This is a genomic window from Marinomonas shanghaiensis (genome assembly GCF_003259175.1).
Lineage (GTDB): Bacteria > Pseudomonadota > Gammaproteobacteria > Pseudomonadales > Marinomonadaceae > Marinomonas > Marinomonas shanghaiensis.
Map to the genome: position 1 here is coordinate 510,236 of NZ_QGOK01000003.1, position 17,711 is coordinate 527,946.

Here is a 17,711-nt window from a genome sequence, read left to right on the forward strand (position 1 = left end):
GCGAAAAGCATGACTTTTCGGTATAGTACCTTCGCATATTCTTTTTTGAGGTGGTGAGCGTGGTAAAGTCCGATTCGTATTCTATTATTGAGAAACGATTAGCTGAAAATGTTTTGATTCTAGATGGCGCCATGGGCACCATGATTCAAGGCTATAAATTAGAAGAACAAGATTATCGCGGCGAACGTTTTGCGGATTGGAACAGCGATTTAAAAGGCAACAACGATCTACTTTCTTTGACTCAACCAAAGATTATTAAAGACATTTATTCTAGCTATCTTGCGGCTGGTGCCGATATTATCGAAACCAACACGTTCAATGCTAACCATATTTCCATGCTGGATTACCACATGGAAGACTTAAGCTATGAATTAAATTTTGAATCGGCTCGTTTGGCTCGCGAAGCCGCAGATGAATTTACGCAACAAAATCCCAGTAAACCACGTTTTGTGGCGGGTGCAGTCGGGCCAACGAGCCGCACCTGTACTATTTCACCGGATGTCAACGATCCAGGTTTTCGCAACGTGCATTTTGATGAGCTGGTTGCGGCCTATACCACTGCTGTAGATGGTTTGATTAAAGGTGGTGTGGACATCATCTTGATCGAAACTATTTTTGATACACTGAATGCCAAAGCCGCTATTTACGCAGTATTGGATTATTTTGAAAAAAATGGTGTTCGTTATCCAATCATGATTTCAGGCACCATTACGGATGCTTCTGGTCGTACCTTATCCGGTCAAACAACCGAGGCGTTCTGGAATTCGATTTCTCACGCTAAGCCTATTTCAGTGGGTTTAAACTGTGCTCTGGGGCCAAAAGAATTACGTCAATACATTGAAGAGCTCTCACGTATTGCCGACACACACGTTTCAGCTCACCCTAATGCCGGTTTACCTAATGCATTTGGTGAGTACGATGAGTCGCCAGAAGAAATGTTAGAGGAGATTCAAGGTTGGGTGGACTCTGGCTTTTTGAACATCATTGGTGGTTGTTGCGGAACGTCACCAGAGCACATTGCCACCTTTGCTAAAGCCTTTGCCAATGCGACGCCTCGCATTATTCCTGAAATTGAAAAAGCCTGCCGGTTGTCTGGTCTTGAACCTTTTAACATTGACGGCAATAGCTTGTTTGTTAACGTTGGAGAGCGAACCAACGTAACAGGCTCAGCGATGTTTAAACGTCTTATTAAAGAGGGCGATTTTGATACCGCTTTGGATGTGGCTCGCCAACAAGTTGAAAACGGTGCACAGATCATCGACATCAACATGGATGAAGGCATGCTGGACTCGCAAGCAGCGATGGAACGATTTCTTAAGCTTATTGCGTCTGAACCTGATATATCACGGGTGCCTATCATGTTGGATTCCTCTAAATGGGAAATCCTCGAAGCTGGCTTGAAATGGATTCAAGGCAAAGGCGTCGTTAACTCTATCAGTATGAAAGAGGGCGAAGATAAGTTCCGTGAGCAAGCTCGTAAGCTAATGAAATATGGTGCTGCGGTGATCGTCATGGCATTTGACGAAGTCGGACAAGCGGACACCCGCGCACGTAAAATTGAGATTTGCCGTCGTTCGTATCACATCTTAGTGGACGAAGTAGGCTTTCCACCAGAAGACATTATTTTCGATCCTAACATTTTTGCTATCGCGACCGGGATTGAAGAACATAACCGTTACGCTTTGGACTTTATCGAAGCCACAGGCGATATCACTCGTGAATTGCCTTATGCCAAAGTGTCGGGAGGGGTGTCGAACGTTTCTTTCTCATTCCGTGGTAATAACCCGGTACGTGAAGCCATTCATGCTGTTTTCTTGTATCACGCGATCAAGCAAGGTATGACGATGGGGATTGTTAACGCAGGCCAGCTTGCCCTGTATGAAGACATTCCGCCTAAGTTACGTAATGCCGTAGAAGACGCGGTGCTTAACCGTACTCCAGATGCAACGGATAATTTGCTGGCCATGGCAGGTGAGTTTGCGGGCAATGGCGAAGTGGCTGAAAAAGAAACCCAAGAATGGCGAGGGTTATCAGTGTCAGATCGTCTTAGTCATGCTCTGGTGAAAGGGATTACTGAGTTTATAGACGAAGACACAGAAGAAGCGCGTCAGGCTTTTGCTCGTCCATTAGAGGTTATCGAAGGGCCTTTGATGGATGGTATGAGCATAGTCGGTGACCTATTTGGTTCTGGTAAAATGTTTTTGCCCCAGGTGGTGAAATCGGCGCGAGTGATGAAAAAAGCCGTTGCTTATCTAATGCCTTTTATTGAAGAAGAAAAACGTCTTAACATGGATACCGCATCGTCTAGTAATGGCAAGATTGTCATGGCAACGGTAAAAGGTGACGTACATGATATAGGTAAAAATATTGTCGGTGTTGTTTTGCAATGTAATAACTTTGAAGTGATCGACCTTGGCGTCATGGTGCCTGCCGAAAAAATCTTGCGTACGGCGAAAGAAGAGGGTGCAGACATGATTGGTTTGTCTGGCTTGATTACACCGTCACTGGATGAGATGGTGCATGTAGCGAAAGAAATGGAGCGCCAAGGGTTTAATTTGCCAGTGATGATAGGTGGTGCGACCACATCAAAAGCTCACACGGCCGTTAAAATTGAACAAAACTACAAGCGTAATCAAGTCGTGCATGTGACTAACGCTTCCCGAAGTGTGGGCGTTGCCAGCGCTTTGTTGAGTAAAGACAAAGAGCGTCGTCAGAAGTTTGTTGACGAGATTAAAGCCGATTACGAAAAAACTCGCATTCGCTATAAAGATCGAGCCAAAGCTGGGCGTCGAGTCTCCTTGGATAAGGCGCGTCAGAATAAACCTCCGATCGTATTCAATGGCAATGTGGTTCAGCCTAAGAAGCTCGGTATTACAGTTTTGACAGAGAACGACATCGACCTAAATCAGGTGAAAGCTTACATTGACTGGACGCCATTCTTCCAAACGTGGGAGCTGGCGGGTGCCTATCCACGTATATTGACCGATGAAATCGTTGGTGTGGAAGCGACCCGAGTGTATAACGATGCATTGAAAATGCTTGATGAAGTGATTGCCAGCCATTCTTTGCAAGCGAGAGCGGTTGTTGGGTTGTTTCCTGCGAATCAGGTCAATCACGATGATATTGAAATCTATGCGGATGAATCCCGCAGCGAAGTAGTTGAACGTCTGTCTTTCTTACGTATTCAAAATGAATTGACTGCGCCAGGAAAATATAACCACAGTTTGGCAGACTTTGTGGCACCAAAAGACAGTGGTGTGGCGGATTACATGGGGGCTTTTGCTTGTGCCGCTGGTTTTGGCATTGACCCTCTTGTAGCAAAATATGAAGCGGATCACGATGATTACAATTCCATTATGATCAAAGCGGTGGCTGACCGTCTAGCCGAAGCAACAGCGGAATATTTGCATGAAAAAGTGCGTAAAGAATTTTGGGGATATGCACAAAACGAAGCGCTAACCAATGAGCAACTGATAAAAGAAAAGTACCAAGGTATTCGTCCAGCTCCTGGTTATCCGGCTTGTCCTGATCACACTGAAAAAGCCAAGCTTTGGACACTGTTAGGTGTGAAAGAAAGAATCGATATGGAAATTACTGAGAGCTTTGCTATGTTGCCAACTGCTGCAGTGAGTGGTTGGTATTTTGCCCACCCAGATGCCACTTATTTTGGTGTGGGTAAAATTGGGCCAGATCAAGTGGATGATTACGCAGAGCGTAAAGGAATGAGTAAAGATGACGCCGAGCGATGGTTGGCCCCTAATCTAGGTTACGACCCAGAAGACGATCGCATCTAACTTTCTTAATCATGTTTGTAAAACCCAATCTGTGACGGTCATGAACGCAGGTTGGGTTTTCTATTTTTAATGGGTGTTTACATGTCAAAAATAATCAAAGATCCAGAGCAGCACAAAAAGCGCATGCAAGCCATTAAGTCTCATGTAGACAAACGCATTGCGAAAGCGCAAGAAGACAAGGGGACTTTTGTTCTTTTGACGGGCAATGGCAAAGGCAAATCGAGTTCAGCCTTGGGAATGGTGGCTCGGGCTTTAGGTCATGGCATGAAAGTGGGAGTGGTTCAGTTTTTGAAAGGCGAATGGAACACAGGCGAAATCGATTTTTTCAAACAGCAAGACAAGGTGCAGTGGGAAATCATGCCAGCAGGATTCACATGGGAAACACAAAATCGTGAATCTGATATTGCTTCTTCTGAGCAAGCGTGGGAAAAAGCTGCCGCGATGCTGACCGACTCTAGCATCGATTTAGTGGTACTCGATGAATTGACCTATTTATTGCATTATGAGTATTTGCCTGAGGATAAGGTCATTCAAGCCCTGATGAATCGTCCGGATAATCAACACCTTGTGGTGACTGGTCGAGGGGCTTCTGATGCCTTAATCGAACTGGCTGATACGGTCAGCGAGATCAAAGAAGTAAAGCATGCCTTCAAAAGAGGAATAAAAGCGCAAAAAGGACTGGAGTTTTAATGCCTTGTCGTTTTATATTAGTCGGCTAGTGATTTGCAAAATATTCTAATAATAACAAGATTATAATCTTTAACTCTCAATCTAATAGAGGTTTTTATGGCAACCATTGAGCGCATGGAAGTTGGTCAACGCATGAGTCGGATTGTTAAGCACAATGAGACCGTGTATTTGTGTGGCCAAGTTGGTGCGGATGCAAATACGGACATTACCGAGCAGACACGAACCATGCTGGATAAGGTAGATGTTTTGCTTGAGCAAGCTGGTACGGATAAATCTTACATATTATCTGCAACCATTTATCTTCGAGACATGAAAGATTTTGTTGCTATGAACGCTGTTTGGGATTCCTGGATTCCTGAAGGGCATGCTCCCGCTAGAGCTTGTGTCGAAGCTCGATTGGCTCGCCCTGAGTTATTGGTCGAAATATCGGTGGTTGCTGCGTTACCCTAATTCGCTTAAATAGACTAACGATTCATCACGCACTCGTTAGTCTATTCTAATTCCTTTTCACGACAACATCGTTTTCAACCAGTGCGTTACTTAATACGCGAATGGTTCGTGCCATATCCCTAGATAAATTCATCAGTAAAATACCAAAATCAAACGGATACTGATCGTGAAAATCACTGAACAATTGACTGGAGATCTCCAGAAGTAAGCAGTCCTCTAAAGCATAAAGACTACCAACACGTTCGTGCAGCGCAATCATAGAAACAAAGCCAATCGCCTCGCCGAAGGTAATGGTCCGAGTACGCGTTTTCTTTTCGCCATGTTGCTTGTAAAAATCCAGCTTGCCATGCAGCACAGCGTGAAAGCTATTGCCTTTGCTACCATAGGCAAAAATCTCATCCCCCTCGCTAACGTTGTGCAGCACGCCATTTTCTAATAAGAATTGAATGGCGCCATCAGAGAGGGCGCCAAAAATTGAACCCTCTTTTAGATGTGTTGGTGATATGTCGTACCTTACTTGTTTTTTTAAGACGGTTTTCACTTTTGCCTCCGCCACTATTGGGTCTTTTTATGTCATCGGCTACAAAATACGTTTCTAAAGAGCCTACACAATAATTATAGTTTTAGGCCTATTTAGCGAATAACGATAGGTGTATTTTGTATTCTCTGGTAACACTTATGAGGCTCAATGTAACAGTAAGTTCCAGCTTTTTTGTGTAATATGCGTTTTCGCTCTTAAAGAGTATTGTCAAACTGTGCGATAATGAGCCATGTCATCTACGCTCTGGCAGTTTTATTGACTTAAGACTGGCGTGCTCTAATTTACCTCATGATAAACGGAAGAATACTTTGTTAACGACGGCTAACATCACCATGCAATTTGGTGCAAAACCTCTTTTTGAAAACGTCTCTGTGAAATTTGGAGAAGGCAAACGTTACGGCCTTATCGGTGCGAATGGTTGTGGTAAATCCACTTTCATGAAAATTCTTGGTGGTGACTTGGAACCAAGCTCTGGAAACGTTTCGAAAGATCCTAATGAACGCCTTGGTAAATTGAAGCAAGATCAATTTGCTTACGAACAATATTCTGTTATTGATACTGTGATCATGGGGCACACAGAGCTTTGGGCTATTAAGTCAGAAAAAGACGCTATTTACGCGAACCCAGAAATGACGGAAGCCGATGGCTTGCGCGCAGGGGATTTAGAAGCAGAGTTCGCCGAGATGGATGGTTACACGGCTGACGCTCGTGCCGGTGAGTTGTTGCTAGGGGTTGGTATTCCAATCGAGCAGCATTATGGGCTTATGAGTGAAGTGGCTCCTGGCCTAAAATTACGAGTGTTATTGGCGCAAGCTTTGTTTTCTGACCCTGAAATCCTTCTACTGGATGAGCCGACGAACAACTTGGATATTAATACCATTCGCTGGTTGGAAGGGGTTTTGGTAGAGCGTAATTGCACCATGATTATCATTTCCCACGATCGTCACTTCCTGAACTCAGTCTGCACAAACATGGCGGACTTAGATTATGGTGAGTTGCGTTTGTTCTCTGGTAACTATGATGAGTATATGACTGCCGCGACACAAGCTCGTGAGCGTCTACTGTCTGATAATGCGAAGAAAAAAGCGCAAATTAATGAGCTAAAATCCTTCGTAAGTCGCTTTTCTGCGAACGCATCAAAATCAAAACAAGCGACCTCTCGTGCAAAGCAAATTGATAAAATTCAGTTGGAAGAGGTCAAGCCTTCTAGTCGCCAAAGCCCATTTATTCGCTTCGAGCAAGAGAAAAAGCTACATCGTATGGCGGTACAAATTGAGAATGTTGCCAAATCTTACGACGAAGAATTGTTTAGTGGCTTAAACATGATGGTTGAGGTGGGTGAGCGTATCGCGGTTATCGGGCCAAATGGTATCGGTAAAACCACGTTGCTAAAATGTTTGGTGGGCGATACTGAGCTAACGAAAGGCCATGTGAAATGGTCTGAAAATGCTAATATTGGTTATTATGCCCAAGACCATCATCACGAATTTGAGAAAGATGTGGATTTGATGGAGTGGATGTCACAATGGGCTCAAGAGGGTGACGACGAACAGGTTATTCGCGGTACTTTAGGGCGTCTTTTGTTCTCGCAAAACGACATTAAAAAGTCCGTTAAAGTGTTGTCTGGTGGTGAGCAAGGCCGTATGTTGTTCGGCAAACTGATGTTGCAAAAACCGAACGTGCTTGTGATGGATGAACCAACCAACCACATGGACATGGAATCTATTGAGTCTTTGAACTTAGCGCTTGAGAATTATCTAGGCACTTTGATTTTCGTCAGTCATGACCGTGAGTTTGTTTCGTCATTGGCAACACGCATTGTCGAAGTAACCAGCGCTGGTATCGTGGACTTCCATGGCACATACGACGAGTATCTGGCTAAGCAAGAAGCGTAAATACAGGCTCTTTGTTATAGCGTGGTAATAAAAAAAGGAAGGCTGTATTTAGTCTTCCTTTTTGTTTTGAGCCAAGTATGTGATATCAAGCAATATGCGGTTTACTTGCGTCTGTCTTGGTACTTTTGCGCTTCTTGGTACTCTAGTATCTCAACCTCATCGCCAATGTGAATGGTACCAGTATTAAGTGCGATAAGATTCGCGCCGAATGTGATGCCTTTTCCGTCGAGAAGGCGAAATTTTCCCAATGTCTTTAACGGTTCTCCTTTCGGAATTCTTTCAGCTGTCTGAGGATTCAGTGTCGTAAAAATACAACGTACGCAGGGTTTGATGTTTTCAAATTCCACACTGCCAATGCGAATGCGTTTCCAACTGTCTTCTTCAAATGGTGAGTTGCCCTGAATCACAATATTAGGCCGAAATTGTGCCATCTGAATTCTTTGTGGGCAGGTTCTGTTTAGCTCTGAAAGTGAAGCCTCAGTCGTTAATAGAAAGGGGTATCCATCGGCAAAGCCCATTGAAACCTCAGGGCGGCGTTTGGTAAAACGTTTTGACTGCTCACCAAAATACATCAAATGAGTGGTTTCCTCAGTCACTTGGCTGAACCATTTATCGGCTTCCTCTAGCGTCCGCTGTGCGTTTACCGTATTTTCCCAAACGGTTATTGTTGCGTAATCTTGAGAAAAATGAGTCAAATCTAAAGTCAGGGATGTGGGCATATTTGGGTGGGACAGCAGCCATGTAGAGTCCGTCAGTTTTTTGGCCGTTACCAAGGTCAGCTGTGGATGTGTTCGCCCTGTGATGAGTTCACCTTCTGGCGTCACAAGGGTGTAGCGTCGATCTCCCCATAAACCAGTCTCATTTACTAGACTAGATTGAAGTGCAATCCCTTGAATGGATTTAATTGGATAAATAGTAAGTTCGCTGACGGAATACAAGAAAAAATCCTTTTGTAAGTGATGCATTATTATTGCTTAGCGAGATCTTGATGCCAATAAAAAAGCCCCAGAAATTTTCATTCTGAGGCTTTTTTTATAGGCTTAATTTCTAGCCAATATTGTTACAAGTAGTAAGAAGCCAAAGGCGGGAAGCCATTAAATTCTACAGCACTGTAAGTTGTTGTATAGGCGCCAGTGGAAAGCCAGTACATACGATCACCGATGGCCAAATTCAGAGGAAGGCCATATTTGTAGTTTTCGTACATGATGTCAGCGCTGTCACACGTTGGGCCAGCAATGATTACTTCTTCAAGCTCACCACCCTTATCAACATGGATAGGGTACTTGATGGATTCATCTAGGGTTTCAATCAAACCAGAGAATTTGCCAACGTCAGTGAAGACCCAGCGATTTAGCGCTGTGTGTGACTTGCGAGAAATCAACACCACTTCACTCACTAGAACGCCGGCATTTGATATCAAAGAACGACCTGGCTCAAGAATGATGCGAGGTAGGTTTGTACCAAAGTCTTCTTCTAGGAAGCGTGTGATTTCTTCAGCGTAGGTCGCAAGGTCATTAGTACGCGCAATATAGTTGGCTGGGAATCCACCGCCCATATTGATCATTTGCAATTCAATGTCGTCTTCTTCTTTGAGACGTTCAAAGATAACTTTGACGCTTGCAATCGCAGCATCCCATGCACCGATATCACGCTGCTGAGAGCCAACATGGAAAGAAATACCATACGGAATCAAGCCTAATTCTTTAGCAAGAACCAGTAGGTCCATCGCCATGTCTGGACGGCAGCCGAATTTGCGTGAAAGAGGCCAATCTGCTGTCACGGTACCTTCAGTTAAAATGCGAACATATACACGTGAGCCAGGAGCGGCTTTGGCAATGTTGCGCAAATCGGCTTCAGAGTCAGTCGCGTACATGCGAACGCCTTTTTCATAAAAATAGCGAACGTCTTTGGCTTTTTTAATGGTGTTACCGTAGCTGACTTGATCAGGGGAAATACCCCCAATAGCAAACAGCTTGTCTAACTCATATCTTGATGCCACATCAAAGTTTGAGCCACGATCGCGTAGAAGAGTCAGAATTTCTGGTGCTGGATTTGCTTTAATAGCATAAAAAATGTCCGCTACCGGGAAACCTTTTGTTAATTCTGTATAGGCTTCATCGATGATTTCTGTGTCGATAACAACAAAAGGGGTGTCTTTGGTTTCTGCAAACGCTTTAAAACGGGCAAAACGCTCTGGCGTATAGAATGAGTTGACATCAATAGTCATGGGCTGGAAGCTCCTTAGTTATGCAAAACATAAACCGATTAAAATAAGTAAACGCCTTTACTCTATCACGTCCTACTTATGGCTGTTACTTATCCGGCTCTATGGCCTTAAGCGACTAGCGCAGCAGTTGAAGCGGTGCGGATTATGTTCAGCAATGACGCGGGCGAAATTTAAGACGCAAGGCGTCTCTGGTCAAGTATTTTTTCATATTTTAAGGCAAAAAAAAGCGACCATAGCGGTCTCCTTTTTATTTCAGCAATATTTTCTTTACATTTTCACTATACGCGTTTGTATATGGTGTGCGCCACTGCCGATTATTAACGCAATAATGAAATAAATTCCTTCATTTGGATTGTTAACCAGCGCGGTTAGTCCTGGGCCTGGGCAGTAACCACTTATTCCCCAACCAATACCAAATAAAGCAGAACCTATGACCAATTTCCTGTCAATTTGCCTTAAAGAAGGCACTTGCCACTTATTGGCAAAGAGCGGCGTTAGTCGTTTGCCTTTAATGAAGTAGCCAATCATGCCCACTGCAATGGCACTGACCATGACGATGATGAGTGATGGGTTCCAGTTTCCAAAGAGATCTAAAAAACCCAATACCACAGCAGGATTGGTCATTTCAGAAAAAGCTAATCCTAAACCAAATAATAAGCCGCAGAAAAAAGTGATAAAAGCGAACATGATTGAACTCCTAGTTCAGAATGCTGACGGTGATGATGGCGGTGGTCATAAAAATCAAAGTGGCAACCAAAGATCGAGGTGAAAGTCGAGATATCCCACAAACGCCATGGCCACTCGTACACCCACTTCCTAATCGAGTGCCGTATCCAACCAACAGTCCAGAAACGATTAAAAGAAGAGGGCTTCTTGTTTCGGGAAAAGCGACCGTTTGCTCGGTTAGTACGCCGTAGGCGCTGCCACCTATTATCAGTCCGGCAATGAATAAAAATGGCAACAATCGCTCTTTGCTAAAAAGTAGCTGGGATAATATGCCGCTAATGCCAATCACTTTACCAAGGCTTAGGAGATAAATGACCGTCGCCATGCCTATTAGTAAGCCACCCACTAGTGGGTTAAAGATGGTGTCCATAGTTTGATCCTTATATTAATATTAGAATATTCTAATTTATATTCATAAGCAATGTCTAATATATTGCATTAAAATATGAATAATTTTTATTGTAGTACCCTATGGAAAGATTGTTGGTCGTTATGACGGTTCCAACAGTCGTTGCTCAAGCTTAAATTGCACCATTTTTACCTATTGCATGGCAGATATTAGTCAGTATGCGCTGTATTCTTAATGAAAAGACGGGAGTGCATGATGGTTGATTTGTGGTTGGGGGCTTGTAAAAAAGAAGCTGATTGCGTGTTTCTATTACCAAATGTGCCCATTTTGCCAGTTGATGTGGGACTTTCTTTCTTAACAAGGCCAAGCGCATCGGTTTTAATTGAACTAAATGGTAATCATTGGCGTAAAATACTCACCATCATGTCGAAACTCATTGCGCCTCGTTATGATTCTTGGAAGATATTTCGAGACGTGCAACTCTTTGACAGAGTTGGAGTTGCTTTTTCAGTTGACCAGCTTGACGACTACAAGGGTCTTGTTTTTATTGTTGGAAATACCTTTAGAGATGTTTGGCCCGTTGCGGATTGTGCCCAAACAATTGGTGATTCGCATCAAGCTTTTGTTCATCTTCCTTACGTTTGGTGCCCTTATCTAGATTATCGGCAATTTCCGAATGTCCTTATTGAGGCTCTGCGTGAGCGTATTTTGGAGAGATAATGTTTAAAGTTTTAAAGAATCTTTTTAGCCTTCCGGTTGAGCAAGGAGAGCAAATATCCTATCAAAAAGCGGTGGCCGCTTTATTAATGGAGGTCATGCTCGCAGATCATCACGTCACAGACGAAGAAGAGACACAAGTAAAACGACTGTTGCGTGATGTCAGTGAACTGGGGGATGACGTTGACATACTTTTTGAAGAGGCACGTGCTGGTGTGGAGCAAGCAAATGATCTTTATCAGTTCACCAAAGTCATTAATGAAACGGCGACACTCGAGCAAAAAATGTCATTGCTAAAGGGGTTGTGGTACGTCGCTTTAGCGGATGGCAATCTCGATGCTCATGAAGATCATCGGATCAGGAGAATAAGCGAATTGTTGTTTATGCCTCATTCTGAGTTCATTCAGGCGAAATTGTTTGTACAAAATGAGCTGAAGAGCGCTTAGCAGAGATAAAAAAAACGCGGCAATAAGCCGCGTTTTTTGACTGGTCTAGCACTATTTTCTAATCAGAAAATAGGCTTAAGCTGCGAAGTTTGCTGCCGCAAATTCCCAGTTAGCAAGTGCCCAAAAACCTTTTAGGTAATCAGGACGCACATTGCGGTAATCAATGTAGTAAGCGTGTTCCCAAAGATCGACGGTGATAATAGCCGTTTGACCGTTGGTGATTGGCGTTGCCGCATTACTTGTATTCACGATATCTAGAGAACCGTCTGCGTTTTTAACCAACCAAGTCCAGCTAGAACCAAAGTTGTTAACTGCCTTGTCATCAAATGCTGCTTGGAACTTTTCGAAAGAGCCCCATTTTGCATTGATTGCTTCAGCAAGCGCACCAGTAGGTTCACCACCGCCATTTGGGCTTAGGCTGTTCCAGAAAAAGGTATGGTTCCAGATTTGCGCTGCGTTATTGAAAACAGGGCCCGCAGGAGCAGAGACAATGATCTCTTCAAGCGTTTTGTTTTCATACTCGGATCCAGGAAGCAAACCATTTAGCTTAACCACATAAGTGTTGTGATGTTTGCCGTGGTGATACTCAAGTGTCTCTACAGACATATGAGGCTCTAGTGCGTCTTTAGCATAAGGAAGAGCGGGTAATTCAAAAGCCATTTCAATTCTCCTTGCTTTTTATTAACGAAAAATGCTTGTTATCAAGCAGTTAATGGTGCTTATATAGTAGCACCGAACAACTTAAGATAATATTATTTAGGTTTGTTCTAGAACAATTTTCCATAATTCCTGTTAATAGCGACTATATAAGATATCCATGCGAAGAGACGATGATGTTGAGATCCCCAGCCTGACTCTGGATCAAGATGAAGTCAGTGAGCGAAGACCCGGTTCTGGTATACCCAAAGGTTCTTCAACGCCAACCCCTTCAAGACCTGCTCATGCGCCTATTGTGGTGCATAAAAAGCAGAGCCTTGCAGGTATATATTTTTTATTAATACTTTTGCTCTTAGTATCAGGCGCAGCTGGTTACTGGCTGTGGCAACAAAACACGCAGCTTAAAAATGAGCTCTATGGTGCTAAAAGCGAAATTCAGAACCTTGATCATCAATTGCTTGCTGCCGACGTGTCGGCTAATAAACAAGGCGAGACATTAGAGCAAACATTAAAAAATCATGACACCGAAATTCGCAAATTGTGGGGTGTTGCTTATGATACTAACCGTCCAGCAATTGCAAATAACACCGCGGCCATTGATGATTTACAGAAAAAGCTTGCAACAGTGCGTGATGATATGTCGACTCAGTCTAAGCTTATTGCAGTACAGTCCAATGCATTTAATGACATTGAAGCGGGTTATAATAAACTCGTTCCTTCTGTTGCCGCGATTGATGAGACAATGAAGGCGTTGGCAACAAAGCAAGACAGCCAAGCTAAGCTTATCACTGCTCAAGTGGGGCAGAATCAAGCGCAGTCGCTGAGTTTAGATCAAATCCTACAAGATTTAACGACGCTGCAGAAAAAAGTAGAGGCGCTTGACAAGCAAACAGCCGATACCAGTGTCTCGGACATGGTAAGTATTCAGCAAACGCTGACTAAACACCAAGAAGCGATTAATTCAAGTGATGCATTTAGAACACAGGTGAATGCGGAAATTCTCCGTCTGCGTAAGCAAATTAATCAGCTTATGTTAGAGCAGCAACTGAGCAGTCAGTAGCGATGTAATGTATTTTCAAGGGCCGATTTTATCGGCCCTTTTTTGTTTTTGCGTTTTCTCACCTTGTCGTGTGGCTTTGTTCATGGTTTGGCTTTGTTTAGAGGTTTTACTTATAAAGCTTTTTTAATATGCATATGCCACTAAAGTCTATATGAGGTGGTTTTTATAACCTAAAGGCATGTTATAGTTCGAAAAATGCTGAAGCCTGACAACAGAGATGGGAAATTATGACAGAGGCAAGACTTACTCACTTAAAACAGCTAGAAGCCGAAAGTATTCATATTATACGTGAAGTGGCGGCTGAATTTGATAATCCAGTAATGCTGTATTCGATTGGTAAAGACTCGGCCGTGATGCTGCATCTTGCCATGAAGGCATTTTATCCAGGTAAACCACCGTTTCCTTTAATGCATGTGGATACCGGCTGGAAATTTAAAGAAATGATCCGCTTTCGTGATGAAATGGTCACTAAGCTCGGGCTTGAACTTATCGTTCATCAGAATCAGGAAGGCATAGAGCAAGGTGTCGGCCCATTTACTCACGGTAGCTCGAAGCATACCGATATTATGAAGACGCAAGCGTTAAAGCAGGCGTTGAATAAATATGGATTTGATGCGGCCTTCGGTGGTGCTCGTCGCGATGAAGAAAAATCGCGCGCTAAAGAGCGCGTTTACTCTTTTCGTGATAAACAACATCGTTGGGACCCCAAAAATCAGCGTCCTGAACTGTGGAATATTTACAACGGCAAAGTGAATAAAGGCGAGAGTATTCGAGTTTTTCCATTGTCCAATTGGACTGAGCTTGATATTTGGCAATATATTTACTTGGAAAGCATTCCCATTGTTCCTCTGTACTTTTCGGCAAAACGCCCTGTGGTTGAACGTGACGGCACCTTGATCATGGTTGACGATGAACGTATGCCTTTAAATGGCGAAGTTCCAGAGATGAAGTCTGTTCGTTTCCGTACGCTAGGTTGTTATCCCTTAACGGGGGCGGTTGAATCAGAGGCGGCGTCTTTGCCTGAAATCATTCAGGAAATGTTGCTGACAAAAAGCTCAGAGCGCCAAGGGCGCATGATTGACCATGATTCCTCCGGATCAATGGAAGAGAAGAAGAAACAAGGCTATTTCTAAGTTTGGAGTAAAGAAAGAATGTCTCACCAGTCAGAATTGATCAGCCAAGACATACTTGGTTATTTGAAACAACATGAAGAAAAAGACCTATTGCGCCTTCTTACTTGCGGTAATGTTGATGACGGCAAAAGTACGTTAATTGGTCGTTTGCTTCATGATTCTAAGTTGATCTATGAAGATCATCTAGATGCCGTCAAACGTGACAGTAAAAAATCAGGCACACAAGGCGAAGAAGTCGATTTGGCGTTATTGGTTGATGGTCTTCAAGCAGAGCGTGAACAGGGCATCACTATTGATGTTGCCTATCGCTATTTTTCGACTGAAAAGCGTAAATTTATCATCGCTGATACACCTGGTCACGAGCAATACACGCGCAACATGGCAACAGGGGCTTCCACTTGCGACCTTGCTATTATTTTGATTGATGCACGTTATGGCGTTCAAACTCAAACACGCCGTCATAGCTACATTGCGTCTTTGTTAGGTATCAAGCACGTTGTGGTTGCCATTAATAAAATGGATTTGGTTGCGTTTTCAGAAGAAAAATTCAATCAAATAAAAAATGATTATTTGAAATTTGTTGATCAACTGGGTGATCGCAAGCCTAACGATATTCATTTTGTCCCCATGTCAGCACTACGTGGCGATAACGTCGTCAATGCATCTGAAAGCACACCTTGGTACCAAGGTGGTCCGTTGATGTCGATTTTGGAGACGGTGCAAATTAATCGTGATGTTAAGCGTGATTCTTTCCGTTTTCCGGTTCAATACGTTAATCGTCCTAATCTAGATTTTCGTGGTTTTTCTGGAACCATCGCGGCGGGTGTTGTAAAACCTGGCGATAAAGTGGTTGCTTTGCCATCTGGTAAAACCTCGACCGTTGAAAGAATTGTGACGTTCGATGGGGATTTAGAATCGGCGAAAGCAGGTCAGGCTATCACGATCACCCTTGAGGATGAAATTGATATCAGTCGTGGGGACATGTTGTCACACATTGGTCAAGAACCCCTTATTGCGACTACTTTGCGCTCATCTATTGTCTGGATGGCTGATCAGCCTTTAGTGCCTGGTAAGTTATATGACTTTAAAATAGGCACACAAACAGTGCCAGGTAAGGTTCATCATTTTAACCATCGAGTTGATGTTAACACGCTTGAAGTCAGTCATATAGATTCCCTTGAGCTGAATGGAATTGCGGATGCAGTACTGCAATTCGATGCGCCAGTGGCGTTTGATGAATACACAGACAGTCGCTTCACTGGTGCGTTGGTGATAATTGATCGTCTGACAAACGTGACAGTTGGTGCTGGCATGGTGGAAGAGGCCGTCGCTGAGATTGATCAAGACATGCTGGTGAGTGCAGAAGATCGAGCGGCTCGACTTGGGCAAAAGCCTGCTGTTATTGCTTTGCCTGCGATTGTATTAGAGCAGAGTGATGCGCTTGAGCGATTATTGTTGCGTCAAGGTGTAGTCGCTTTGGTTAAGGCGGATGCATCAGAGCAAGAGGCTGCACTGGTTCGTCAAACAGGGGTGACTTTCTTGGTTGCCGACTCAACAATAGCTGACTCTCATTTTACCGAATCTTCACTTGATGCCGTGGTTGATTTGATTATTGAAAGCGTCCAGCTATAAATGGATAGAAAAAGCCAGCTTAAATAAGCTGGCTTTTTTGTCTCAGAGTGAAATATTTATTGCTCCATTTCTTCTAAGTCAATTCGCTTCACTTCTTTATGTTGGTCTTCGTTGCTGCCTAACTTCCAATAGCTGGAAAGATACAAGTATTCCTTCTCAACCTTGGCGTCTTGTTTAAAAAAGGCACGCAACATCTTCATGCTGCTAAATTCACAAGCTGCCCAGACAGATACCTGTCCTTCCATCCAAGGGAGAGCTTTAACCTGTTCTAAGAGCAAATTGGCTTTTTCTCCAGGATGGGGGTTAATGATCCATTGTAATTCAATGCCGTTTGGATGCTTTAACGGTTGAATATCGCTTTCAGAAATGACTTCAAGAATAGCATAGCCTTTTGAATTTTGAGGCAGTGTTGCTAAGTTGACACTGATCGCTGGTAGCGCTGTCATGTCCCCCACAAAGATGTGCCAATCGGCGGCTTCTTCTATGAGTTTTTTAGGGCCAGGCCCTCCGACAAGGATGCTATCGTTGGGTTGTGCTTGCTTTGCCCAGGATGACGCTGGGCCACTGTCCTCATGCAATACGAAATCAATGTCTATTTCGTCGGCACGCTGGTGACGAATAGTATAAGTTCGAACAATGGGTTTTTGGTTTTCGCTTGGAAAAATGAGCTTAACATAGCCGCTTTCTTGGTTGGCGGGTAGGGTGTGTATATTCTTGCCTCCAAGCGTTATTCGTAGCATGTTTGTCGTGACAAATGACTTTTTAATAACGATGAGTTCTCTGGGTTGCGGTCTATTCATAAGTGGCTCCTTAGGCTTGCTTACTGCAAGGTGACGGGTGGGCATTGTTGGTCATCATTTCTGCTAAATTAATGAAATCTACGATTTGCTGCTCTGTTAAGTTATGCGTCATTTTTTCGACGGCAGACTGGTCGAGCATCATCAGTTTATCGAGCAGGGCGTCGCCTGATTCGGTAAGGCTTAGGAGTTGGCTGCGATGGTTGTTTGGATCGCGAACTTTTACAACATACCCCAAGTTAACCAATTCTTTTAATACTCGCGTGATTTGAGATTTATCCAAAGAAAGCTTATCTGCTATGTCTTTGGCGCTGCAGTGACGTATTTTGCGAATGCACTTGAGAGATCGAATGTGAGTAACCGGAATTGAAATCGCTGATTTTGCGGCTGCCTCACGGATGTGTTGTCGGTAGTTGTGCATGAGCTTGTGAAGTGATTCTGCAATCTTTTCTTTCATAAGGGTAATAAATTCTTGAATATTTGAGAATGATTATCAATGTATAACCTTAAGTTGATATTGTCAACTTAAGGTTTGTGGGATTTAAAAAGATCATTTTTTTTGATCTTTTCTGGTGATTTTTTAACAGACTGAACAGT

The 17,711-nt window shown here is 43.4% G+C and carries 17 protein-coding genes; 9 read left to right on the forward strand and 8 right to left on the reverse strand.

Translation table 11 applies throughout. The features are described 5' to 3' along the window. Nucleotides 1–59: 59 nt before the first annotated feature. The 3 genes from metH (at nt 60) to DKT73_RS02800 (ending at nt 4,934) form a co-directional block, all read left to right on the forward strand. Nucleotides 60–3,794, forward strand: coding sequence for a methionine synthase (gene metH, locus DKT73_RS02790; protein WP_111637054.1), 3,735 nt, complete (start codon nt 60–62; stop codon nt 3,792–3,794). An 81-nt stretch (nt 3,795–3,875) separates the two neighbouring features. Continuing rightward, entirely contained in the window at nt 3,876–4,484 is a 609-nt protein-coding gene (cobO, locus tag DKT73_RS02795; protein WP_111637055.1) for a cob(I)yrinic acid a,c-diamide adenosyltransferase, read from the forward strand. A 96-nt stretch (nt 4,485–4,580) separates the two neighbouring features. Further along, nucleotides 4,581–4,934 (forward strand): RidA family protein, encoded by a 354-nt coding sequence (locus DKT73_RS02800; RefSeq protein ID WP_111637056.1) that lies wholly within the window; start codon nt 4,581–4,583, stop codon nt 4,932–4,934. A 46-nt stretch (nt 4,935–4,980) separates the two neighbouring features. Here DKT73_RS02800 and DKT73_RS02805 read toward each other — a convergent pair whose 3' ends face one another. Further along, the gene (locus DKT73_RS02805; RefSeq protein WP_111637180.1) at nt 4,981–5,475 is read right to left on the reverse strand and encodes a cyclic nucleotide-binding domain-containing protein; all 495 of its coding nucleotides are present in this window, start codon (nt 5,473–5,475) and stop codon (nt 4,981–4,983) included. A 308-nt stretch (nt 5,476–5,783) separates the two neighbouring features. Between DKT73_RS02805 and DKT73_RS02810 the strand changes: the two genes are divergently transcribed. Further along, the gene (locus DKT73_RS02810) at nt 5,784–7,370 is read left to right on the forward strand and encodes an ABC-F family ATPase (RefSeq protein ID WP_111637057.1); all 1,587 of its coding nucleotides are present in this window, start codon (nt 5,784–5,786) and stop codon (nt 7,368–7,370) included. Between the two features lie 101 nt (nt 7,371–7,471). Here the strand turns inward: DKT73_RS02810 and DKT73_RS02815 are convergent, their stop codons facing one another. The 4 genes from DKT73_RS02815 to DKT73_RS02830 all read right to left on the reverse strand — a co-directional run bounded on the left by DKT73_RS02815 (nt 7,472) and on the right by DKT73_RS02830 (nt 10,693). Beyond that, a complete protein-coding gene (locus tag DKT73_RS02815; RefSeq protein ID WP_111637058.1) occupies nt 7,472–8,335 on the reverse strand; it encodes an MOSC domain-containing protein in 864 nt (287 codons plus the stop codon). 95 nt (nt 8,336–8,430) lie between these two features. Further along, nucleotides 8,431–9,597 (reverse strand): type III PLP-dependent enzyme, encoded by a 1,167-nt coding sequence (locus DKT73_RS02820; RefSeq protein WP_111637059.1) that lies wholly within the window; start codon nt 9,595–9,597, stop codon nt 8,431–8,433. A 267-nt stretch (nt 9,598–9,864) separates the two neighbouring features. Continuing rightward, nucleotides 9,865–10,284, reverse strand: coding sequence for a DUF6691 family protein (locus DKT73_RS02825; RefSeq protein WP_111637060.1), 420 nt, complete (start codon nt 10,282–10,284; stop codon nt 9,865–9,867). 10 nt (nt 10,285–10,294) lie between these two features. Continuing rightward, the gene (locus DKT73_RS02830; protein ID WP_111637061.1) at nt 10,295–10,693 is read right to left on the reverse strand and encodes a YeeE/YedE family protein; all 399 of its coding nucleotides are present in this window, start codon (nt 10,691–10,693) and stop codon (nt 10,295–10,297) included. Between the two features lie 231 nt (nt 10,694–10,924). Here DKT73_RS02830 and DKT73_RS02835 point away from each other — a divergent pair, with 231 nt between their 5' ends. Together DKT73_RS02835 and DKT73_RS02840 are read left to right on the forward strand one after the other, a co-directional pair. Next, a complete protein-coding gene (locus DKT73_RS02835) occupies nt 10,925–11,392 on the forward strand; it encodes a DUF6942 family protein (RefSeq protein ID WP_111637062.1) in 468 nt (155 codons plus the stop codon). Further along, nucleotides 11,392–11,835 (forward strand): tellurite resistance TerB family protein, encoded by a 444-nt coding sequence (locus DKT73_RS02840; protein WP_111637063.1) that lies wholly within the window; start codon nt 11,392–11,394, stop codon nt 11,833–11,835. Before DKT73_RS02835 ends, DKT73_RS02840 begins: the two co-directional genes overlap by 1 nt. A 75-nt stretch (nt 11,836–11,910) precedes the next feature. On the opposite strand, the gene DKT73_RS02845 is transcribed toward DKT73_RS02840, so the two are convergent. Next, a complete protein-coding gene (locus DKT73_RS02845; protein ID WP_111637064.1) occupies nt 11,911–12,495 on the reverse strand; it encodes a superoxide dismutase in 585 nt (194 codons plus the stop codon). Between the two features lie 157 nt (nt 12,496–12,652). On the opposite strand from DKT73_RS02845, the gene DKT73_RS02850 reads away from it, so the two are divergent. The 3 genes from DKT73_RS02850 to cysN all read left to right on the forward strand — a co-directional run bounded on the left by DKT73_RS02850 (nt 12,653) and on the right by cysN (nt 16,317). Further along, the gene (locus DKT73_RS02850; RefSeq protein WP_111637065.1) at nt 12,653–13,552 is read left to right on the forward strand and encodes a hypothetical protein; all 900 of its coding nucleotides are present in this window, start codon (nt 12,653–12,655) and stop codon (nt 13,550–13,552) included. A 227-nt stretch (nt 13,553–13,779) separates the two neighbouring features. Next, the gene (gene cysD, locus DKT73_RS02855; RefSeq protein WP_111637066.1) at nt 13,780–14,685 is read left to right on the forward strand and encodes a sulfate adenylyltransferase subunit CysD; all 906 of its coding nucleotides are present in this window, start codon (nt 13,780–13,782) and stop codon (nt 14,683–14,685) included. 18 nt (nt 14,686–14,703) lie between these two features. Beyond that, nucleotides 14,704–16,317 carry a sulfate adenylyltransferase subunit CysN gene (gene cysN, locus DKT73_RS02860; protein ID WP_111637067.1) on the forward strand — a complete coding sequence of 538 codons (1,614 nt, stop codon included), beginning with the start codon at nt 14,704–14,706 and terminating at the stop codon, nt 16,315–16,317. A gap of 56 nt (nt 16,318–16,373) precedes the next feature. On the opposite strand, the gene DKT73_RS02865 is transcribed toward cysN, so the two are convergent. Next, nucleotides 16,374–17,117, reverse strand: coding sequence for a siderophore-interacting protein (locus tag DKT73_RS02865; RefSeq protein WP_111637068.1), 744 nt, complete (start codon nt 17,115–17,117; stop codon nt 16,374–16,376). Between the two features lie 10 nt (nt 17,118–17,127). Further along, nucleotides 17,128–17,571 (reverse strand): MarR family winged helix-turn-helix transcriptional regulator, encoded by a 444-nt coding sequence (locus DKT73_RS02870; RefSeq protein WP_111637069.1) that lies wholly within the window; start codon nt 17,569–17,571, stop codon nt 17,128–17,130. Nucleotides 17,572–17,711 lie beyond the last annotated feature (140 nt).